Source organism: Paenibacillus agilis (assembly GCF_007786455.1).
Taxonomy (GTDB): domain Bacteria; phylum Bacillota; class Bacilli; order Paenibacillales; family Paenibacillaceae; genus Paenibacillus_B; species Paenibacillus_B agilis.
In genome coordinates, this window is record NZ_VNJK01000007.1 from 92,018 (window position 1) to 111,182 (window position 19,165).

Sequence of the window (19,165 nt, forward strand, 5' to 3'; positions counted from 1 at the left end):
CACTCCTTTATTTAGATGGAGCAAGATACCAAAGGATAACCGTTACAATTGCATTTGCGCCTAGAGCTATACCACCCCAGATAAGAGTTCTTTTCATTGCAGAGTTATGTTGTTGTACCTCTCCAGCATCAGCATCGGACAACGATTTTTGCCATGCATGCCAGGCAAATTTAAGACCTGTTGTTGCTGGGATAATTCCATTCAATATTGTAAAAAACCATTTAATTACATCTTGAGTCCCTTTAATAATTTTTGGATCTGCTGGTTTTCCAGCTGCCATTGCTGCAGTTGCAAACAAAAGTGACATCATTGAGACAACGTATAATGCTTTCATTTTTTTAGAGCGAACCAATTTTGATATCATATCTTTCATGTTGTACCTCCGTTTTTTCTCTTTTAATCGATTGCCTCCATAAAGCTTGGCACCGATCTTTCTCCCTCGTTAATTTCTTCTACTTCGTTTTGATGATTAGAATCAGCATTAACGTCAGGAATGAACACATCTACTTCTTTAATTTTTCGTTTAATCTCACCTCCATCTGGAGTCAAGTCCTTATCAGCAGGCCATTGACTTAAATCAGGAAGTGGTAAGTAAGCAGGGTACTGTCTTGCTCGAATAACAAGAGAGAATCCTTCCGGCCATCTTAATATCTCATCGGCAGTAAGCAAATCTCTACTTGTTAAGCCAAAGCTTCCACCACGGCTTACACTACTTCCTTTCCCAACATTGTAAGAAGACGACTGAGTTGAAACCGTATACTTTCCACATCTTTCACTAATAGCTTTTGCTGTGGCTGGATCAGTGGTTAAGAGATAAATTAAATTCTGGCAATTACCACGGATCGTATTAGCTACTTCTTTTCCGTAAGCTGAATCAAGTTGGCTAAAATCTTGCAAGATAATATTCCATCGAACTCCTCGACCAAGAGATACCGTTAATTTTGTATCAAAGTCTTTAAGTGGAGGCATATTACCAAACTCATCAAGCAACTTATTCACACGGACAGGTAGTCTACCACCATTCACATTCGCGCACTCAACAAGTGCCTTATACGATTGGTCAACATACAAAGCAGCCAATGGATGCCTTGTCTTATCCTCGTCAGGAATAATCAAAAATACTGCCGATTTTTCTTTACCTAACTCATCAAGCTTGTGGTCTTGTTTGGATGTAAGATAACGAATTGATGGATCCGAAAAAAGACGTAATAATGATGCAACGTTTGAGAAAAAACTTCCCCTTGTACGCTCTGGTGCTAGAGTAGCCGTGTTGTATGCGTCCCTAGCAGGGTGATCAAATCGTAAATTCTCCATATAGTCATTGAGTGCTACATAATCTACAATCTGATTGCCTATCCTAACTTTCCTTGCTTTTCCGAGCTCTCCTAAAGTTCGATAAACCGAGTACATATGTTTTTGAGTATCATTTGGCGCTTCCATTGCAACTACCATAATTAATGCTGCAATAACAGATTCTGCCCCGTCTTTCCAAATAGACTCTCCGCCCTTGTCTCCAGGCTTCTGGTACACAAACATGTTTGCAATTGACCATGCATGTTGGGTAGCTGTTGCAATATCGCCGTCTTTAAGGGCGTCTAGGACCGGTTGCATTGGGTTCCAATAGTTCCCCCAACCAGGCTTTCTAAAGTCAATGACTTTGACCTTGTATCCCATTTCCATTAGGTATGTAGATGACCTATCATAGAGTTCACCTTTTGGATCCGTTAACAGCATGGATTCGCCCGCATGGGCCAGCATCCAAATTGTTGGGTACACTAGCCTTCTTGTCTTACCAGAGCGTGTGGTTCCGATAATACAAGTGTTAGTGTCATTAACGTCTATCCAAGCACTAGACTTTCGGCGTTTTAAAATAGCACCAAACACAATCCCACCGGCAATGACTATGGAACCAAGGGGCCATGTTTTGGATGTCTTATTTGTTTCCTTTCTATTTTGGAAACGGGCCGAACCGTACTGACCATTCCCTGCAGCTGGAGGTCCACCAATCCCTGTTAATGGAGTTGCACTAGGCATGTAGTTTTTACCTATGATGATAATGACTAAAAAAATAATGATAGGAATTTGAAGTATGGCATAAGTGCGCAATAGTAGATGCTCTTCAAACAAGGTTTCAAATGCCTTAAATGGGCTGTAATTGGAAAAAAGATTCAATGCATCATTCGGATTAATAATTAATGTTACGAGAAACACCAACATAGTCGGCAGTAATAGTAGATCCAGTAGAAATAATAAAAAAGCAGATAAGTACTTGGGTTTAAGTAGCTTTTTCAGATGTTTCGCCTCCTGATTGGAAATTAAAGCTATTCACCTGTCTAGTAATAAGTTAAGGGTTCAAAGCATTACCTAAGAAAGCGGTTAATGTAGCGCGTTGTTGCGATTCTACGGATACTTCTTTAGGCACATGTGACGTATTGTCATTCTCTAACGGTAAGATCTCATTAGCCTGCTGGTACTGCTCAGTAGAATTAAAATCGGTACTTCTTTCTACGTAATCTACCTTTTTCTCAGACCATAAATGGAGATAATTTTCAATCTGATCAAGACGAAGTAGAACGTCTCTTTTTTTTACGTACCCATCTTCCGAATACGCAGTATAAAACTCAATTGAGTTTTGAATGAAATCGGTCTGACCTCCATATTTTTGACAAGCCTCAGTAAATCTCGTGTATGCTGTAGGAGATAGCTCTACTAGAACACCGACCTTAACTTTTGTTGTACTATCTGTAACTGATACTTGCCCTATGCGCTTTTTGGGCACGGATATCCTCCTCTCTATTTATTCGAGACAAGATCTTTATACATCTCGATGACTAAAACATGAGCTGCTAACAATCCAAGTACTTGGGGAGTTTGAGTATGATTAATCAATTGAAGATTAGATATCTTCTCCTTGATTTTCAGGTAATACGTTGTTGATTGTTCACCAATGATAAATATGTCCTCCAAGTCCCCTATCTCGTTACCCCATGTGTCATCTACCCAATTGGCTATTTGAGATGCAAGTTCAATCTCTCCTTGATTTTGTAGCTCAAGGAGGTCATACGTTTTGCCTTTAAAATCTAATTCCCCATTGTATAAAACTACTGCCTTTTCAATTTCAATGAGATCTGGTTCTCCGTGAGACATAGACTTTAATTGGGTTTGAATAAATCTATAGGATTCCTTCATTCCGTAATTGTTAGGCGACATAGTCGTTAAAGGTGTCAATCCTACACTATCTTTCTTCATGTAAAGCAAATCGACTCCTTGATAGCCGATTTGTATGATTCCAATGGGCTTGTTAAACAAACTTCGAGCTGTAATATTTCCTTTTGAGTCATACAAAGTTGCATAATACATTCCAATCGTTTCGGGATAAACAACAACCGTTCTGATATTCAGTAACTTTTCCTCATCATTTATCTGAATTCCAATTTTCGTACCCTGGAGTATTTCCTGAACAGACTCATGCATCGCTTTAAATAAATGTTTAGGTAGACCTAGGATTAACTCAATTGGTTCATCAACATCTACTAACTGATGTACAGCTGTAGCTATAAAACACCTCACATATTCAAATCTTCGTTCGGTAGTCTCCCATCCTCGACTTCCACCTTTGGACAGGCCCTTCTCGCCTATGTAATAGCTACTCCCTTCTATATTTACTTGATACTTGCTTACTCCATATCCCATATTTGGTTCGTCAGCAGTGGGTACGATGATACTTGGGAAAGAGATAGATTTGTGATTTTTACATTCGACGCCGGTAATAAACCCACAACCTACATTGACAGCTATTCTCATGAACAAATCTTATCATCTTTATTCAGATATTTTTATAGTAGGAAACTATGATCTTTTAGTAGTTGCAGAATAGGAATTCATACTTTAAAAAAGCTCGTATGGCTATTTATGACAAGAAAAAAACATTCTGAATTGTGCTAATTCAGAATGTTTTCAGTAAATTATTATTCATCTCTTTCCCGTTGAGCTTGATAAATGCGTTGACGCTCCATTTGACGTTTTAGCATTTCTCCCTGAGCGTGTGTTCTCATTCTTTCTTGCTCAACTGCATCCCAAGCTTGCTTCCATAGAAGCTTCGCAAAATCCATCGAATGACCCGATTCATAACTCCGGTAATCCTTTGAATTTCGTCCTTCCCAGATATAATCGGTGTTAACCTTTAACGTATCACATAAGTTCTTGAAATCTTTTTTGGATACTACTGGTGGCCGTCCCCAAGATTCTGCATCACGGGAACTCTTCTCAACACTATCTACAAGCTTACCTATCCGATCTTCATCAATTCCTGCGCCTGATCGTTTATTCCAATCCAGTATGATTTTCTTTAACTGCTCTTTATCCAAGCCAGCAGCAATCAACACTTTCGTAAAATTCGTAATAAGCTCATTGACCTGGTCCTTAATCCCAAATTGCTTGGATAGAATTTGAGAATCATCTGTTCTTTTCTTTAATAAATCTAGCTCATTTACTTGAGATTCATCTAGATTTCCCGTTCTACTAGCCCATTGTTGGACTTCGAGCTTAACATCTTCTCCCGTATGTTCAAGCCTTAGACACTTGGCTAATGTCTCTGCCGTCCATTTACTTTCATCGGGAGCGACTAATTTTTGTGCAGCCTGCTTGAATTCATCGACTGCAGCGCGAAACTTATCTGTATCACGTACCATTATATCTTCGGTATGCCAGGGATAATCTGACTTAAGGTTTAGATTTGCACTTAATCTAGACCACGTTTGCTTCTTAAGATAATTGGTTTCTGCTTCATTCACGGTTTGTAGGATATTGTTTATTCCTTTAATGCCACCACTCCGCTGAGCAAGGTCTAAGATGATATCAGAACGTTCATTATCAGCTACTCCCAATTGTTTTAATGCTACATTAACGCAAAATGTTGTATATCCTTTTTCACTATCTGAAACATTTGCAGCAAAACTAGCCTTTTTAAGCTCTTTTATGAAAGCTTCCTTCTGGTCGTGTAAGAGTGTTACTTCCTCTCCTGGAACCCATGGATAAGCTGCTGTCACTCCCATATTCTTTGTTAGCCTGTTCCACTCAACTTCACCCAAATAAATATCATTTGCCTTCTTTTCAAGCTGTTTCATACTAGCTTTTATAGAAGTGACATCTTCCTCATTTAATCCACTTCGATCCAACAATCTCGATATGTACTCATTTTCATGGCCACTGAGTTTAAGAATTTTCATAACAGCAGCTGTATTTTGAACCTTTTCCTTACCAGATAATTCAGAATGGTCAAAAGTTTCTACTTTTGCGATGATTGCTTTTAAATCTTCTTCGCTGACATTCAACTTTGCTTGATCCATCCATTTTCGGACTATTTGCTCCTGACGATCAGGAAAATAGCCATATCTACTAAGTGCTTCGACGGATTTGGTTACAACCTCGTGGTCTAAATTCTGCTCCGGTTTACCCATTGCTTGCGAAAAAGCTTCTACTACTTGAGCTGCTTTTTCTGGAATAACTGTTCTTCCTACAAACTTACGCGACTCCGCAGCTGCTCGTAATACATGTTGTGATACTCGCTTCTCAAGATCGACCATTGCCTTATCAATTGCTTTTTTTATATCTGCCTCTTTAAATGTGTATTGTCTGGTCATATCCTCAACTGCACCCTTGTATTTTTCTATACTTTCTTTAAAGGAATGTTGATTTAATAACCACTTTGTCGTCTCGTCAACGGCAGCCTTTACCTCCACTGGCATGAACTTATATGCAATTCGTCCCTTTTGAGGCATGGCTTCACCTATTTCATCAATACGTTTAGCAAGTTCTGCTGCATATGGATTCGTTATCTTAGGCGAAATACCTGTAGTACCGGCTCCCATACTCTGCAGCTCCAATTCAACATCTTTATGTGCCTTACGAAGATCACGAAGGACGGACACAACATCAACGAGCTCGTTCTTGCTTAGATCTCGAATTAAGTCACGAGTCGCTGTTTTTTCTTGAAAAAGTCTAGAACGTTCTTCTGCATAGATTACATTCTGAAAAGTCTTCTGCACATCAACTCGTTCTGCATGAGATAATTTCCCTTTTCTTCGCTTAGGCTGATTCTCCCACATTACCAAATGAACATGAGGATGTCCCTGCTCCTGGTGGAACGCAGCTACCCAACGTAAGTTTGTTTCTCCTATTCCCATCTTTGCAGCTGCATCGGGAACTGTTGCACGCAAAGCCGTCTCCCAACTCTTACGATCGGTGTAATCCAGTTTTTTTGCATCCTCTTCCGTCAGACTAAGTACCACACGCCAAACTACGCCCTTGTGATGCAGCAGCTCCTCTTGAATAGCAGCCATATCGGGTTTCTCTCCTAGACCTGAGAATAAACCATGTGACCGTGGTCTCTCATCAATGTATCGAACATGCCCTGCAGACGTACCAGCTATACTTTCTCTAAGTTGACTCTCATCTACATTCTCAACACCTGGTCGAGTACCAATGTACTGTATATGAGCTGCATTCTTTTGCTGGATCATGGCATTCTCAGCTTTGAATCGAGAAGGTGCGTTAAATTTTATCTTGCATATAAAGGGAGCCTTCATTTTGTTGTGTTCCGAAATCAAGCTATCTATTCGATCTGCCATTAATTGTCCTCATTATGTACATTGTCTACTGGGTTTGGTGTTTTTACGAATGCCATACCTTTTTGACGTGCCCTTTGATGAAGAGCTGTTGTCTCCGTAACAGTCATCTTTCCAATAGTCCCTAGTGCTTCTAGATTTAAATACAGCGATGTTGACGCTGCTATGCCTGCTTTCGCAAGCAATTTAACGATTCTCTCCTCTGTAGGTTTTGAAGTTTCAAGCATTGCTTTTCTAATAAGAGAAAGAAGTTCATCCGCAGCAAACTTCTCAAGGAACTCTGCTTGAGCACCCTCCTTTAGGATTCGTCTCATTACATCTTGTTTGGTTTCTTTACGTTTCTGAGCAAGTGCAGTAATCATAATATCAGTATCCTCATCCAATCGTAATGGAACAGGATTTAAAAGCTTTTCATAACCATCATTGGAACTTGTTCTAGATTTGCCTTTAGATTTAGATTCACTCATTTTAAATTAATCCTCCTAATATGTAGTCTATTAACATATGATTATAATAGTATAAAAACCTGTTGCGTAGTATAATTTGAACAAAAAAAGTACCAATGTAGTATGTAATGTAGTACACCTTAACCCCTAATATCACAGGCTTTGCCTGTGACGTGTAGCATTGCGCGACTACGCGCCTTAACCTGCATTCACATCTAGCTCCTTTGTCGCCCTCTGTAAATGCCTCGCTGCCGCTCTGACCTGGTCCGTACTTTATCTGTTTTGCATCGTACTTGTTATGAATTCAAACCTCCTGACTCTACTTAAAATAGCTAACCAGCATGTATACTCCCCTAGTATCTTGGGAAAACTACTTTATGAAGTAACCGCCTTTCATAGTAACAAGAGAATCGGATTAAGATGTTTATTGATGTAAGAGAGTCATTCGGTTATAGAAATATCAACTGGATGCCTCTCCTAGTCAAACTATGCCGAGAATAGGTCTAGTAGTTAAGATAGGTAGTTCTATGATAGTGAACCCCATTTAATTTGATTCCAGACATAGTACTACAAGAGGATTTACTGTTTCTTGACTCACACTTTAGTACAGCATGCTCCCATTCTTCTGATTCTCATCCTGATTTGTTAAACCAAACATGTTCTTTCACTATTTATTCTTATAGATATGCGAAGGCTTGATCTCTCCTATTATAGTTTCAGGACTTGTTTCAGATTAACTTCTGAATAACTTCAGAAAAGTTTCTGAAAAAATGAAGCAAGCATAGGACTATACATATAGGGGTAGAATAGGATTTTCATTTTTCAGTTCTGCAAAAGTTCAGAAAAGATTCTGAATAATTTCTGATAATGTAAAGCAGTATTATGATGCATAAAAAAGAGATAGTACGTCGAAGCAGCCTATCTAAACAATGCGCCATTCCCTGTATAGACTTAATTCCTATGTCTTATGTAATCAAAACAACTTTGAAAGTTAGAAATACGAAGATTGCCATAATTATATATTGTGTTATGGTGTGTTATAATGTGTTATCATGTGTTTCTAAACCCCTTCTGAAAACTCCAAAAACCCTTATATATCAAGGTTTTCTTCATCAAAAACACAATGTGTTATGGTGTGTTATAATGTGTTATTATAACACGTAATAAAAAAGAGGCCTAAAATGGCCTCAATCTAGCTCACATTCGTGTTTATAACGCTCTGGATAGTGCTGTAGAATATATTCCTCGATAAAAATGTCTCTTTTCACTGAATCTTCTTGCTTTGAAAAGAAACCTACCTTTATCATTCGGTCACCTGCAGGTAGTTCCCCCCATTTCTGTAATGCTTCGATTCTTAATTTAGACCGGACTCTGCTTCTTGTTATTTCATCAGTTACTTCTTGTTGTCTTCTTGAAAGAAGCAAAGCTCTATTAGCGTCCTGCATTTCAGCTAGTTTTTGTTCAAGCAGCGCATTCATACCTTGTTGCATTTCATTTTGGAACTTCTCACTGAAACGATCAGATAATTCAATAGATACACCTGTGGAATCCTTATTATAATCCTCAGGAAAGGGCCTTGTTTCAACAGCACCTCTAGCTATTTCATCAAATATAACGTTCATTAACCACTTTTCATTTCGTCTTTTTACTATATACTCACCTATGTTTAGATCAAGTTGTGTGAAAATTCGATTTTTCGTTGCCTCTGACCTGTTTACATAATGAATGTTATGCAATTCAAGAGTGTTAAACCATTCTGTGACAGTAGATAGATGCTTCCCTAGTTTCTTTGAAAATTCTCCTACTTGCCAAAATTGTTCCTCATCCATCATCAAAACTCCTCACTCCTATTAAATGCCTATTCACTATGCTATTCCTATTCTACCATACCTATTCTTCCCCTACTACCTACTCTATGCCTATTATAGAAATTGGAATTAATGAGTCTTTTATACTTTATATCGCTATAGTAGCACTATTCACTAGTCTACCCCTATTAAATAAATCTATCCTATCCCTATTGTCTATTCTAGCACTACCGTAGATTTATATTGATATTTGCTTCTATTCATGTTATATTATTAATATAATGTGTTACCGTAACACATTATAACACATCAATTGCATCAAGGAGGGTTGCTAAATGAACTTTGATAGAAGTACAGCAATTAGCCTTGAGGATATATGTAGGAGAAATCTCAAAGGCACTGTACTAGATATTTTTTATATCATTATGCTAAACAATAATATTTCAAAAAAAGAGATTATTCAGCACTTCTTAAACTATGACACTGATACAACAGCAAAGGCTACCAAATACAGGCTTCTTGTTGATGTTGGCATAGCCAAGCTTGAAGGGGCCATGCTGATTGAATGCTGGAGAGAAGGTAAGAATCACCCATATACACTAACCGCATATGGACATGAAGCAAAAGAAATCATGAGAAATCTATTTGAAGAAGATTCATCTATGTGCTATGGCAGCAAAGTTATGGTTCATGCAACTTAATCCAATGGAGGGATTTCAGTGGTTCAATTAATAGACGGCGTTTGGACTCTAGAAGGGTTTGTTGAACAAAAAAATGCGGAACTTGGGCTACTTACTGGCTATATTGGTATTGGTCAAGTTGGGTCTAAAATGGTTGATGCCATTGCCGGTAAGATGAACAAAGCTGGTAATACGATGAATCCTATTATGATTATTAATTCCAATGATAGAGATATGACTTCATTAGAAAACGTTCCGAAAATGTTTCAGTTCGTCCTGGAAGGATATGAAAAAGGAATAGATAAACAATCCATTATTGCAAATGGTGCTCATATCTTTAATGCAATCTCTGAAAATATAGCTCACTGTAACAAGATTTATGTAGTTTGCTCTCTTGGTGGCGGTACAGGAATGGGTACTCATAATGTTTTAATTGATGCCATAACGGATTGTATGGGTATACCTTTTACCAAGTCTAAACTGCATGTTGATGTTCGAGTATCCATGCTAGAAGAGGCAATATTTATAATTACCCTTATGCGCTGACTACATTTGGACATGAAGCAAACGAGGTCATCAAAGATCTATACAAAGATTTATCTAAATCCTATGGCAGCAAAGTTATGCTTCATGCAACTTAATATATTTGGAGGGATTTTAATGACTAATAAGATAGATGGCGTTTGGACTTTAGAAGGTATTGTTGAACAAAAAAATGCGGAACTTGGGCTACTTAATGGATACGTTGGGATTGGTCAAGGTGGGTCTAAAATGGTTGATGCCATTGCTGGTATTAAGAATAAAGCTGGTAATCCAATGTATCCAGTAATGATTGTTAATTCAAATGTTGGTGATATGACTTCATTAAAAAACATTCCAAAGAGACTTCAATTTGCCCTAAAAGGCTATGACAAAGGAGTAGGTAAAGACCCGGCCGTTGGCAAGCAAGCATTTCAAGAAAATGGCGCTCCCATCTTCAATGCGATAATTGAAAATATGGGACATTGTAATATGATTTATGTTGTTTGCTCTCTTGGTGGAGGTACAGGAACTGGTGCTCTTAATGTACTAGTCAATGCAATTTCAGATCATCTTGGTGTTCCTGTCTCTGTAATTTGTTCAATGCCTAGACCAAATAAAATTGAGAGCCATAATGCTTATAATGCATTAGCAGAGCTTGCTCCAAAACTAAGAGAACTAAGAGAAGATGATGAAGGGCGTACATATCGTGCTCTCGAATCTCTTGTACTATTAGATAACGAAAAAATTATTCTTGAACACACAAATAATCCAGAAGTTACTGGTCTTACATGGGACTTTTACTCAAACTATAAATTTGCAAGTATCACACATGAATGGAATGTACTAAGCACACTTGAAAGTCAATATACTGTAGATGCTGCTGACCTCTCTAACCATATAATTACTGGCGGAGGACTTATTACTTACGGTAAAAAGCGTATTAATTTAGATGAGGTAAGGAATAAAGAAGATCTAATCTCAGAAATTATTACTACATACAAGGAAAATAATGTACTTGCTAACGGATTCGACTATGAAAATGATATGCGTGCTATGGCAATGGTCGTTGTCATTCCTCGTGAACGAGAGAATGTGTTGAACCAGGATACACTTGAAATAATTCGTACTCGTATTATGGAAGAGCTGCCTAACATTAATTTCTACCCTGGCTTTGTAACATGGGGAAGCAAACGAAATGCCGTAGTTTATACAATGGCAAGATTAGAAGGGTTGCCGGAAAGAGCAAAAAATCTTCGTCAAGAAGTTGAAGAGCTTACAAAACGAGAAGAAGAGAGTAGACAACGGACATCCGGCTTTGATATGGGTGCCATAATCGAATCTAGTTCCCGTACTACCACTCGTAGAGCTACTGGTGGAAATCCATTTTTAACAGCAGCTTCAAAGCCTGCTAATACTATTACTACAAACCCATCAATTAATAAGCCAAAAACGAATCCATTTGAAGTATAACCCAATTTTGCTCTATTAGTTCTTACTAATAGGGCTTTTTTGTTTAAATACAAGCATTTCGGGAATAATAATAGTAAGAAGGGAGGGTTTGAATGTCAGATCTTCGATACTTGATGCATTCTATCTTTTGGTGCAGTGAAAGCATTTATAATTGCGAAGAATTGGCCAATTTTTTAATTCGTAATGGAGTTGCTGGTCAATACGCTGAAATTTCAAAAATCCCTTCAACGCAGAGGTATTGCGTAGGAAAGCCCATGATCTTTACCTTGATTTACGATACCTGGCGTCTATTGGCTAAGCACCGAGCTGTATGCCTTGAACTCAGACATAACAACTTCTATATTCATCCCATTATCTATCCTCATTTGCTCATCAATTTCTTTCACTCAAAATCGATTCTAAGCAGCTCAACACCAACTATGCACGCTGCAGCTGTAGGGAAGCAACTAAGATTCAACATCTGGGAGGGTAACAATGCACCTACTAGCATGCACAACTGGACTGGTACTGTACTTTCTAAGGTAAAACGTTCTAACAATCCAATAGAATACATCATAAGAAGAGAACATGACGATGAAATCATTAAGCTTACTAGAGACTACTTACTTCCGATACAAAAAAAACTATGAAATAAGAGATTCTTAGAGTATAGCGCCTCAATAGTGCAATTAAGCTACTGTATACCGGGGGGACTCCCAATTAAACATCATCAAACTGTGGATATCTTTATTCTTCAATCAAAGGTTATCCACACCCCGTGTAAAAAGGTAACAACGCTACGCGTTCTATATAAATATTGATATTAAACATATCTCCCCACGCCCACCCCTGCATTATGTGGCTGCTGGATTTAATATTTATAAGGAATTTTTGCACTAATCGCTTGACATCGATCGGGTTGGGGGGATAATCGGGATTGCGGCAGCCACAGCCCCCCTTTAATATAAAACGATATATATGCAAAATCGTCTTACATCAAAGAAGAGCTGATGGATTATCGGTCTGCCGTCACGCATAGGGGAACGGCTCCCTCAGGCTCCTAACTAAAGGAGCGTCCATTGGTAGTAGGTCTACCAAAGCTGTTGTTACAACGTGTCCAGGTCGTGCTTTACCACGTATAGTCTCATCACTAACTACAACAGCCAGCCTACGCCGAAGCGTACACGGACGGGTCATACATCATCCTATCACGGCGCAGCGTGTAGGAATGAGTATATTGGTCGTTGGAGTCACAACGCCAATTCTGGAATGCCTTGTGGGCTTATGAACACAAATAGACTTTTACCCATTTAACGGAGGACACCCGCAGCTCTTCTTCCCCGGACGTTGTGTCCTGACTTATTAGCCCGCCGGGGAGGGTACTTCGCGGGGGGTGGGACGACTGGAACCATCACCATCAACGGCAATAAATTGCCGAGTTTGTTTATAGTCGTTTTGGGTGGCATTGAGCGCCCAATATTCAGCTGTAAAGCTTTCTTTCATTTCGCACCTATGTATTTAATCCGAACATATAATCCAACAGTCATATGGCATGTAGTGCAGAAGGGCAAAGGTTCAACCTGCAGCTGCATCTTTTCTGTGCGAATATGACCATTAGGACAAGCGTATTTATAGTAATGAATGCGTTTAGGCTTACTCTTCTTTTGCTTAGGTTTCTTTGACTTCCGACGTTTCTCAATAAACATTGATGTTCCAGCAGAGCCCTTGTGATATCTGGGCATAACCAGCACACCTCCATTAAAAGAAAATTTGTCTTGAAGGAAAAAAGGCAATAAGAAACTAAGCCCTCGGACACTACTTTTTTGAAAAAATCGAGATTTCAAAAAAGTTTCCGGAGCAATTGGCGTATTCTTTTCTGATCCTTTTTTACTAGACAAGTGTAAAATACTAGAATCCTAAAAAAGACAATAGGAAATTAGGCCCTCATAACCTCGTCTTCAAAAAAATTGAAAATAGGGAGGGTTAGAACAGTAAATCCTATTCACTTAGATGGGCTCAAAGCCTATGTACACTGGTACTAGTAGCCTTAATCCCTTGTAAGCTACATTCAAACAACTAAAAGAGCCCTGATTCCGTCCGATCTTAACGTCGGTGGAATCAGGGCTCACGAATGTCAGTAATATGACCTATGAAACTACTCCTAATTTCATTAGAAAGCTTGATACTAAGGCTTTCAATATGATAGAATAAGCTTAACAAGTTGTTGAAAACAACAACAAATAAACCTATTTTGTTTAGGAGAGTCATCGTGTAGCGCCTGTTTCGTCGATGGAAGTGATCGAACGGAGCAGCTGAGGGTCGCCAAACCCTTGCCGCTGAAACGGTGGCTTTTTTCATTTGTCCGAAGAAAAGGATGTCTATCGATAAAAAGATATCATCCTTTAGATCTAACTATATCATAATACGAGTTTCAAGAGAAGTCGAATTTTGCATATTGCTGGGAAGTTATCAACAATAACAAAAATAATTTACCATTTTTCATGTCAATCTCTCATAAATACCTGTAGATAACCTGTAAATGATGTTTTTCAATGCTATAAAATTGAATGTTTACATTCAAAAATGATAGAATATTAGTATCTCTTACTGAGGAGCCTATTACATATGATTACGATCGAGAGAGTTACCGAGGAGCTGCACGCTGCCTTTCGTTGTTTGAATAAAGAGTTTTTCAATACTGCGCTGCCGGAACCGGCTATAACGATTCAATCAGGTGGTAAACGCTTGACGATGGGCTGGTGCACCACAAAACCTATTTGGCGTGATAATGATGCAAAGATCAAGATGTACGAGATTAATATTGCTGCAGAGTACCTTAATATCGAGTTCTATGAAACGATGGACACGATGCTTCATGAAATGGTCCACCTCTATAATCTCGTAAACAATGTGAAAGATGTTTCTCGAGGCGGCCAATATCATAACAAACGTTTTCGTGATGAGTGTTTACGACGAGGTTTCTACTATGAGTCGAATAAGCCAGATAAGCGCCTGGGTTGGTCATTCGCTAAAATCACAGAAGAGACAAAGCGGATTATCGATGGATTTGATATTGATAGAGAGGTATTTGTTATAGCACGGAATACGTTTGGTAACATGCAACGGACTCCAGAAGATGAAGATGAATCTCCTGTAAAACAAAAGAGTCATATACGAAAATACGTTTGTTCGTTATGTGGTATTTCCGTACGAGCCTCAAAGGAAGTAAATATTCGCTGTGATGACTGTGATGAGAAGATGGTCGTTGAAGACTCCGAAGATGAATGAAGCACTTGATGTTAGAATCTTTTAGAGGCAAAATCCCCCCCCTTGTTTAAAGCTTCGTTAAACAGAGAAAGCTAGTATAAACAAAAGACAAGGAGACGGGTTCCTATTTTGTGGACTAAAGAAGAAGTAATTATTAGCTTGCTTAATGATGAAATGCCAAAGAGGAAAATGGCTGAGTTCTTACAGTTAGTTAAACCTTGGAATAAGTATAAACGCGAAGAATTTGCGGAGCTTGTAGCCTATGAAGCAAGCGTTAATATTGAGCTTTCGAATCAACTTGATGAACACCGGCTCCAGTTTAACGCTAGGGAAGAATTATGGGATTTGTATCTCACTGAGCAAAATACAAATCCACCCGTATTGACCAGAAAAGATTGGGTGACGCTCCTACGAGAGTACAAAGAAGCTAATCCCGTTCGCAAAAAATACTTGGGTCTATTACCAAGGCCGCATGAATAATCATGCGGCCTTTGCTTTAAATAGAGTATACACGACATAATTTCTCGATCGATGGATACTGATATATCCTTTCAATGAGAGGCGCATTGTCATACGTCAGGATGATATCAGCGCCAGGCGTTCCGGAATGAAGAGAATCCAGGAGAAGCTGCAGCCTATAATGCTCAGACTCATCATAATAATGCCGGTATAAGCTTTTTCCTTTCGCCACATACGGCGGATCGATGAAGATTGTTGTTGTTGGCCGCCAATATTCCTCTTCGATTAATTCGCATGCATCCTGGTTCAGGATCTCATATCGATCGGCCAGATGGTGTATCGTTTCAATTCTGCTGCAGAGTTGTTCTGGATTCCATCTGGAAAGCAGCTCCTCCTTTGCCCCGTGTCTTCCACCTAGCGGATTTGCGTAATAGATACCCGAAAATGCCAATCGGTTCACAAGCAAGGTAATCCAGGCCGCCTCTATTAGCGTACAGCCCACATAATCTGCTTTTACTACTTGCTGAGCGTCAAAATACATTCGGTGGGTTGGCTTGCAGCTGCGTATTCGCTTTACCAGCTCCTCAGGCATATGCTTGATAACCCAAAACAGAGCATAAATCCCAACATCTTTATCATTCAAAATGAGCTTATCAATTACGCCAGCCTCTAGTAATGCTAATTCGGCACTGCCGCCGCCGGTATATGGGCTTACTAGCGTCTTATACTTCCCCTCCTGCAGCTTATGATACAGTACGGGAATAAACTTACTTTTCCCGCCAGGATACCGCAATGGGGAAAGCTGTTTTTTTAGCTTGATAGGTACGCTGGGAACCGGCGTGACTGCTTGTCCCTTTTCTTCAAGAATTAATGTGAATCGGTGATGCTGTGTTCCACTGTAATACGTAAATCCATCACAATGATCACACCAAAACCCTTCATCACTATGATCAATCGTTTCTAGTAGCGGATAATACTCCTCGCAAAACTGACAAATCAACAATTTTACTGTGCTCTCCTTCTTTTTATTGGCATTCTCTTTTTAGGCCTAGCTTTTACGATAAGCGATTCAAATGAAAGGATCTCTGTCGGAGATAGCTTATTTATCAAATCCTTAATGTTATTAGTAACTAGCGAACATAAATGCTCACCATCACTCCATTTACATTCAAATACAGGCTTTTTTAGATTGACGCAGCCTAATAGATTTTCATTTTTCGTACGCGCTGCAGCTGAACGATAACCTTTGAACGCATCATCTTGAGTAAAATCGATAATTACGCATGTATCGTTAATGAAGTATATCCCAAGCAAGTAATTCTGGTGTGCCTTCGTTAATAATTTTGCGACCTGTTCTTTATTCATATGAATAACCTCCAGCATGATTGATTAAAGAGCGCCACTTCTCGTGTATGCTTCGGAAGATAATAGGCAGCGCCTTACGTTCTAGTTCACGAACACGGGATCCTGATATCCCATGTAAAAGCCCAATTTCTGCATAAGTAGATTTTTCATATCCATTTAGCCCGAGATGCCGGCAAATAATATCACGTTTACGCTCATCTGTTACAAAGGCAACCCTGGATGCTAATAGTTCATAGAACTCTTTTTCCTCCTGGGCATTTAGCTTCTCGATCTTCCTTGGATTCTTGCGTGCCTTTCCATACCAGAGTGATAAACACCCCTTTTGAAACACCTCAATTTTGCTCGCTGCCATGATGAACGCCTCCACGTTGTGCTGCTCATGCTTTAAAACAGCATGAGCAGCGAATATAAGGTTAGTTGTCTAGCTTTGAAAGATAATAGCTATATTCAGACCCTTCAAACATTTGGCCTTGTATAAGGGCCTTCAAGGCCTTCTCTCGACGCTTTGGTCCAGAGCCTACCCTTTCCAAAAACGAATCTATACTGATTAATCCTTGTTCGTTGGTTTGTCTATTCCATTGGATGACTTTAATTTCCTCATTACCCTTTCGTTTTTGAGCCTTCTTATACGCTTTATAACCATCGCGTACTAGAGGGAATGAAGATGGTACGAATGGAGCAAGTTGACGCCTAACTAAATCATAAACTTCCTCCATTTCGCTTAAGCTCGGCTTCCCCTTAAAAGTAGGAACCTCCATATAGTTAACCTTTTTTATCGATCGATCTTGTGACAATACAAAATTATGAAAACAGATATCAATCCCCTGCTGATTAAGACCACGCCCATCATCGGTTATTACTACAAAATAGCGAAGGCCGTCTTTGCTTTTTCCAAGATACTCAAATGCATACTTCATCGTTCAATCCCTCCAATGAATGTGACTTAATACACTTGATCGGTCTCATTCTCTTGTTGCTTAGTCTCGCTCCACATCTGACGAAATATAACGACCATACCAATGAATAAGAGAACACCGAGAAGATTGAACCAGGGGGAATTTACTACCTCACCTAAAAATTTCACTGTTGAATTGGACATTGTTTCTTCATCCTTCCTTTGTTAGAATGAAGGAGCGAAGGCACCGGCTAAGTTCTTTCGCCCCAAGCCATTCGCGATTGAGCGAATGGCTTTACTTATTTTTTAACCTTGCAACTAATGTATGGTACCTGTTAGTTACTACATCTAAATCCTGCGATAAACGAAGCAAGTCATTTGTAACACCGCGAAATTCCTTTCCCATACGATTCAGCTCAGCTCTCATACTTTCCATTTCTTCATAGAGACGTTTCACATCTTCTGGGGTACTCTTCTTCGGCATTGGATACATATAAGACTCCCTTCAAGAAGCAAGGTGGCATTAAATGCCGCCTTGCTTCTTAAATAGTAGATTTGCATACTCTGTAAACATTTCATCTACAGACTTTACAGACTCGATCAATAGCTCCTCTGCTGAATCCTTCCCTTGCATGGCCGCAAGTAGGTTCAACTTGAGCAATTGATCCGGATTCAATGAATCCATTGTGACGGCCATCTTTCTTCGATTAGGGAAAGGAATAATCGTACATGTCTCTGTACTTTTCATCAGATGATGACCGATACCCAATGCTTGTCCTGCCTGCACCTTACTTGGATTTGTTTTCCGTCTATCGATGACCGGATAGCTGTCCCTCATTAAATCGGGATAATCCATAGGTGTAATGCCTGAAAGGCTGCCTTGTGTAATTAACTCCATCTCAGCTGCAGCACGTTCAGGTTTATTGGCATCCAAGTACGTCTTCTCCCATGATTCCATGTAATCGATAAGCGCTTGCTTACGCCCATCTGACAGCTGACGAGAAGCGTCTAAATGTCGCGCCCCCACATAAACAATCCCCTTCCATTCATATCCCGTAGCTTCGTGTCTATCATCGATATCAAGAATACGGGTGTAACTCTGAAAGCGATTCAGAACTTTTTCCACGTCATGCTCCAGCGGTCCATCTGTCCAAGACACTCGAACCGAATCGTAACTGGAACGAGAACTGAACTTGATTCCTGGGAACACTAATTTAAGTGCCTCCACAATGTGACGTTTCGTTTCTTTCCCGCAAATAAATTGTTTTTCCATCGTACATCCATCCTTTTTATATAAATTTGATTCCAAGCTGGAAAGACCGACTGGGTCTACCCCACATCCGGCAACGGCTGTGTGTCTAGCCCTAGCGGCGATGAGCGGAATCCTTTAAGGTTTGAGAACAAAAGTGTTACTAGAGAGCTTGCTGCTTTCGTATGGAATTTTCAAAGAGCAGACATCCGTGTAACGTTGTGGTCATAGCCAAGGTCTTCACACCGGAGACAGCCGTGCAAGGGTATGCCCGTTAGGGACGGCGTAGCCGCCCTTGCAGGGCTGTTTACGGTGTGATTGGCTAAGATTGACCAATACGTTACGTCTACGGATGTGCGATGAAAATTTCAGGAGAAAGGAGCTCGCAGCAACTACCTG

General features: G+C 39.6%; 20 protein-coding genes. 6 read left to right on the forward strand and 14 right to left on the reverse strand.

Annotation, left to right across the window (positions count from 1 at the left end; translation table 11 throughout):
* Nucleotides 1-7: 7 nt before the first annotated feature.
* The 7 genes from FPZ44_RS25080 to FPZ44_RS25110 form a co-directional block, all read right to left on the reverse strand.
* Nucleotides 8-373 carry a hypothetical protein gene (locus FPZ44_RS25080; protein WP_144995185.1) on the reverse strand — a complete coding sequence of 122 codons (366 nt, stop codon included), beginning with the start codon at nucleotides 371-373 and terminating at the stop codon, nucleotides 8-10.
* A 23-nt stretch (nucleotides 374-396) separates the two neighbouring features.
* On the reverse strand, nucleotides 397-2,217 hold the full coding sequence (locus FPZ44_RS25085; RefSeq protein WP_261378549.1) for a VirD4-like conjugal transfer protein, CD1115 family: 1,821 nt from the start codon (nucleotides 2,215-2,217) through the stop codon (nucleotides 397-399).
* Between the two features lie 127 nt (nucleotides 2,218-2,344).
* The gene (locus FPZ44_RS25090) at nucleotides 2,345-2,779 is read right to left on the reverse strand and encodes a hypothetical protein (protein ID WP_144995189.1); all 435 of its coding nucleotides are present in this window, start codon (nucleotides 2,777-2,779) and stop codon (nucleotides 2,345-2,347) included.
* Nucleotides 2,780-2,793: 14 nt separating this feature from the next.
* The gene (locus FPZ44_RS25095; protein ID WP_144995191.1) at nucleotides 2,794-3,804 is read right to left on the reverse strand and encodes a ParM/StbA family protein; all 1,011 of its coding nucleotides are present in this window, start codon (nucleotides 3,802-3,804) and stop codon (nucleotides 2,794-2,796) included.
* 164 nt (nucleotides 3,805-3,968) lie between these two features.
* On the reverse strand, nucleotides 3,969-6,629 hold the full coding sequence (gene mobP3, locus FPZ44_RS25100; RefSeq protein WP_144995193.1) for a MobP3 family relaxase: 2,661 nt from the start codon (nucleotides 6,627-6,629) through the stop codon (nucleotides 3,969-3,971).
* Entirely contained in the window at nucleotides 6,629-7,093 is a 465-nt protein-coding gene (locus FPZ44_RS25105; RefSeq protein WP_144995195.1) for a hypothetical protein, read from the reverse strand. The genes mobP3 and FPZ44_RS25105 overlap by 1 nt, the downstream gene beginning before the upstream one ends.
* 1,166 nt (nucleotides 7,094-8,259) lie before the next feature.
* Nucleotides 8,260-8,907 (reverse strand): hypothetical protein, encoded by a 648-nt coding sequence (locus FPZ44_RS25110; RefSeq protein WP_144995197.1) that lies wholly within the window; start codon nucleotides 8,905-8,907, stop codon nucleotides 8,260-8,262.
* Between the two features lie 308 nt (nucleotides 8,908-9,215).
* Between FPZ44_RS25110 and FPZ44_RS25115 the strand changes: the two genes are divergently transcribed.
* From FPZ44_RS25115 to FPZ44_RS25145, 6 genes are all read left to right on the forward strand, one after another.
* Nucleotides 9,216-9,581 (forward strand): hypothetical protein, encoded by a 366-nt coding sequence (locus FPZ44_RS25115; RefSeq protein ID WP_144995199.1) that lies wholly within the window; start codon nucleotides 9,216-9,218, stop codon nucleotides 9,579-9,581.
* 18 nt (nucleotides 9,582-9,599) lie between these two features.
* Entirely contained in the window at nucleotides 9,600-10,106 is a 507-nt protein-coding gene (locus tag FPZ44_RS25120; RefSeq protein ID WP_144995201.1) for an FtsZ/tubulin family protein, read from the forward strand.
* A 114-nt stretch (nucleotides 10,107-10,220) separates the two neighbouring features.
* Nucleotides 10,221-11,552, forward strand: coding sequence for an FtsZ/tubulin family protein (locus FPZ44_RS25125; protein WP_261378550.1), 1,332 nt, complete (start codon nucleotides 10,221-10,223; stop codon nucleotides 11,550-11,552).
* A gap of 92 nt (nucleotides 11,553-11,644) precedes the next feature.
* Nucleotides 11,645-12,181 carry a hypothetical protein gene (locus FPZ44_RS25130; protein ID WP_144995203.1) on the forward strand — a complete coding sequence of 179 codons (537 nt, stop codon included), beginning with the start codon at nucleotides 11,645-11,647 and terminating at the stop codon, nucleotides 12,179-12,181.
* 1,975 nt (nucleotides 12,182-14,156) lie between these two features.
* Nucleotides 14,157-14,819 carry a SprT-like domain-containing protein gene (locus tag FPZ44_RS25140; protein ID WP_144995207.1) on the forward strand — a complete coding sequence of 221 codons (663 nt, stop codon included), beginning with the start codon at nucleotides 14,157-14,159 and terminating at the stop codon, nucleotides 14,817-14,819.
* Between the two features lie 108 nt (nucleotides 14,820-14,927).
* On the forward strand, nucleotides 14,928-15,278 hold the full coding sequence (locus tag FPZ44_RS25145) for a hypothetical protein (protein ID WP_144995209.1): 351 nt from the start codon (nucleotides 14,928-14,930) through the stop codon (nucleotides 15,276-15,278).
* A 16-nt stretch (nucleotides 15,279-15,294) separates the two neighbouring features.
* On the opposite strand, the gene FPZ44_RS25150 is transcribed toward FPZ44_RS25145, so the two are convergent.
* The 7 genes from FPZ44_RS25150 to FPZ44_RS25175 form a co-directional block, all read right to left on the reverse strand.
* Complete coding sequence (locus tag FPZ44_RS25150; protein ID WP_261378551.1) at nucleotides 15,295-16,260, reverse strand: DNA adenine methylase; 966 nt, start codon at nucleotides 16,258-16,260, stop codon at nucleotides 15,295-15,297.
* A gap of 2 nt (nucleotides 16,261-16,262) precedes the next feature.
* A complete protein-coding gene (locus FPZ44_RS25155; RefSeq protein ID WP_144995211.1) occupies nucleotides 16,263-16,622 on the reverse strand; it encodes a hypothetical protein in 360 nt (119 codons plus the stop codon).
* Nucleotides 16,615-16,974, reverse strand: coding sequence for a sigma factor-like helix-turn-helix DNA-binding protein (locus FPZ44_RS25160; RefSeq protein ID WP_144995213.1), 360 nt, complete (start codon nucleotides 16,972-16,974; stop codon nucleotides 16,615-16,617). The genes FPZ44_RS25155 and FPZ44_RS25160 overlap by 8 nt, the downstream gene beginning before the upstream one ends.
* 61 nt (nucleotides 16,975-17,035) lie before the next feature.
* Entirely contained in the window at nucleotides 17,036-17,539 is a 504-nt protein-coding gene (locus FPZ44_RS25165; RefSeq protein ID WP_144995215.1) for a hypothetical protein, read from the reverse strand.
* Between the two features lie 26 nt (nucleotides 17,540-17,565).
* Nucleotides 17,566-17,721: a hypothetical protein gene (locus FPZ44_RS26650; protein WP_186786235.1), complete on the reverse strand. Its 156-nt coding sequence runs from the start codon at nucleotides 17,719-17,721 to the stop codon at nucleotides 17,566-17,568.
* A gap of 91 nt (nucleotides 17,722-17,812) precedes the next feature.
* Nucleotides 17,813-18,001 carry a Spo0E family sporulation regulatory protein-aspartic acid phosphatase gene (locus tag FPZ44_RS25170; protein ID WP_186786236.1) on the reverse strand — a complete coding sequence of 63 codons (189 nt, stop codon included), beginning with the start codon at nucleotides 17,999-18,001 and terminating at the stop codon, nucleotides 17,813-17,815.
* Between the two features lie 39 nt (nucleotides 18,002-18,040).
* Nucleotides 18,041-18,790, reverse strand: a complete 750-nt coding sequence (locus tag FPZ44_RS25175; protein WP_144995219.1) for an LPD29 domain-containing protein — start codon at nucleotides 18,788-18,790, stop codon at nucleotides 18,041-18,043.
* Between the last annotated feature and the right edge of the window lie 375 nt (nucleotides 18,791-19,165).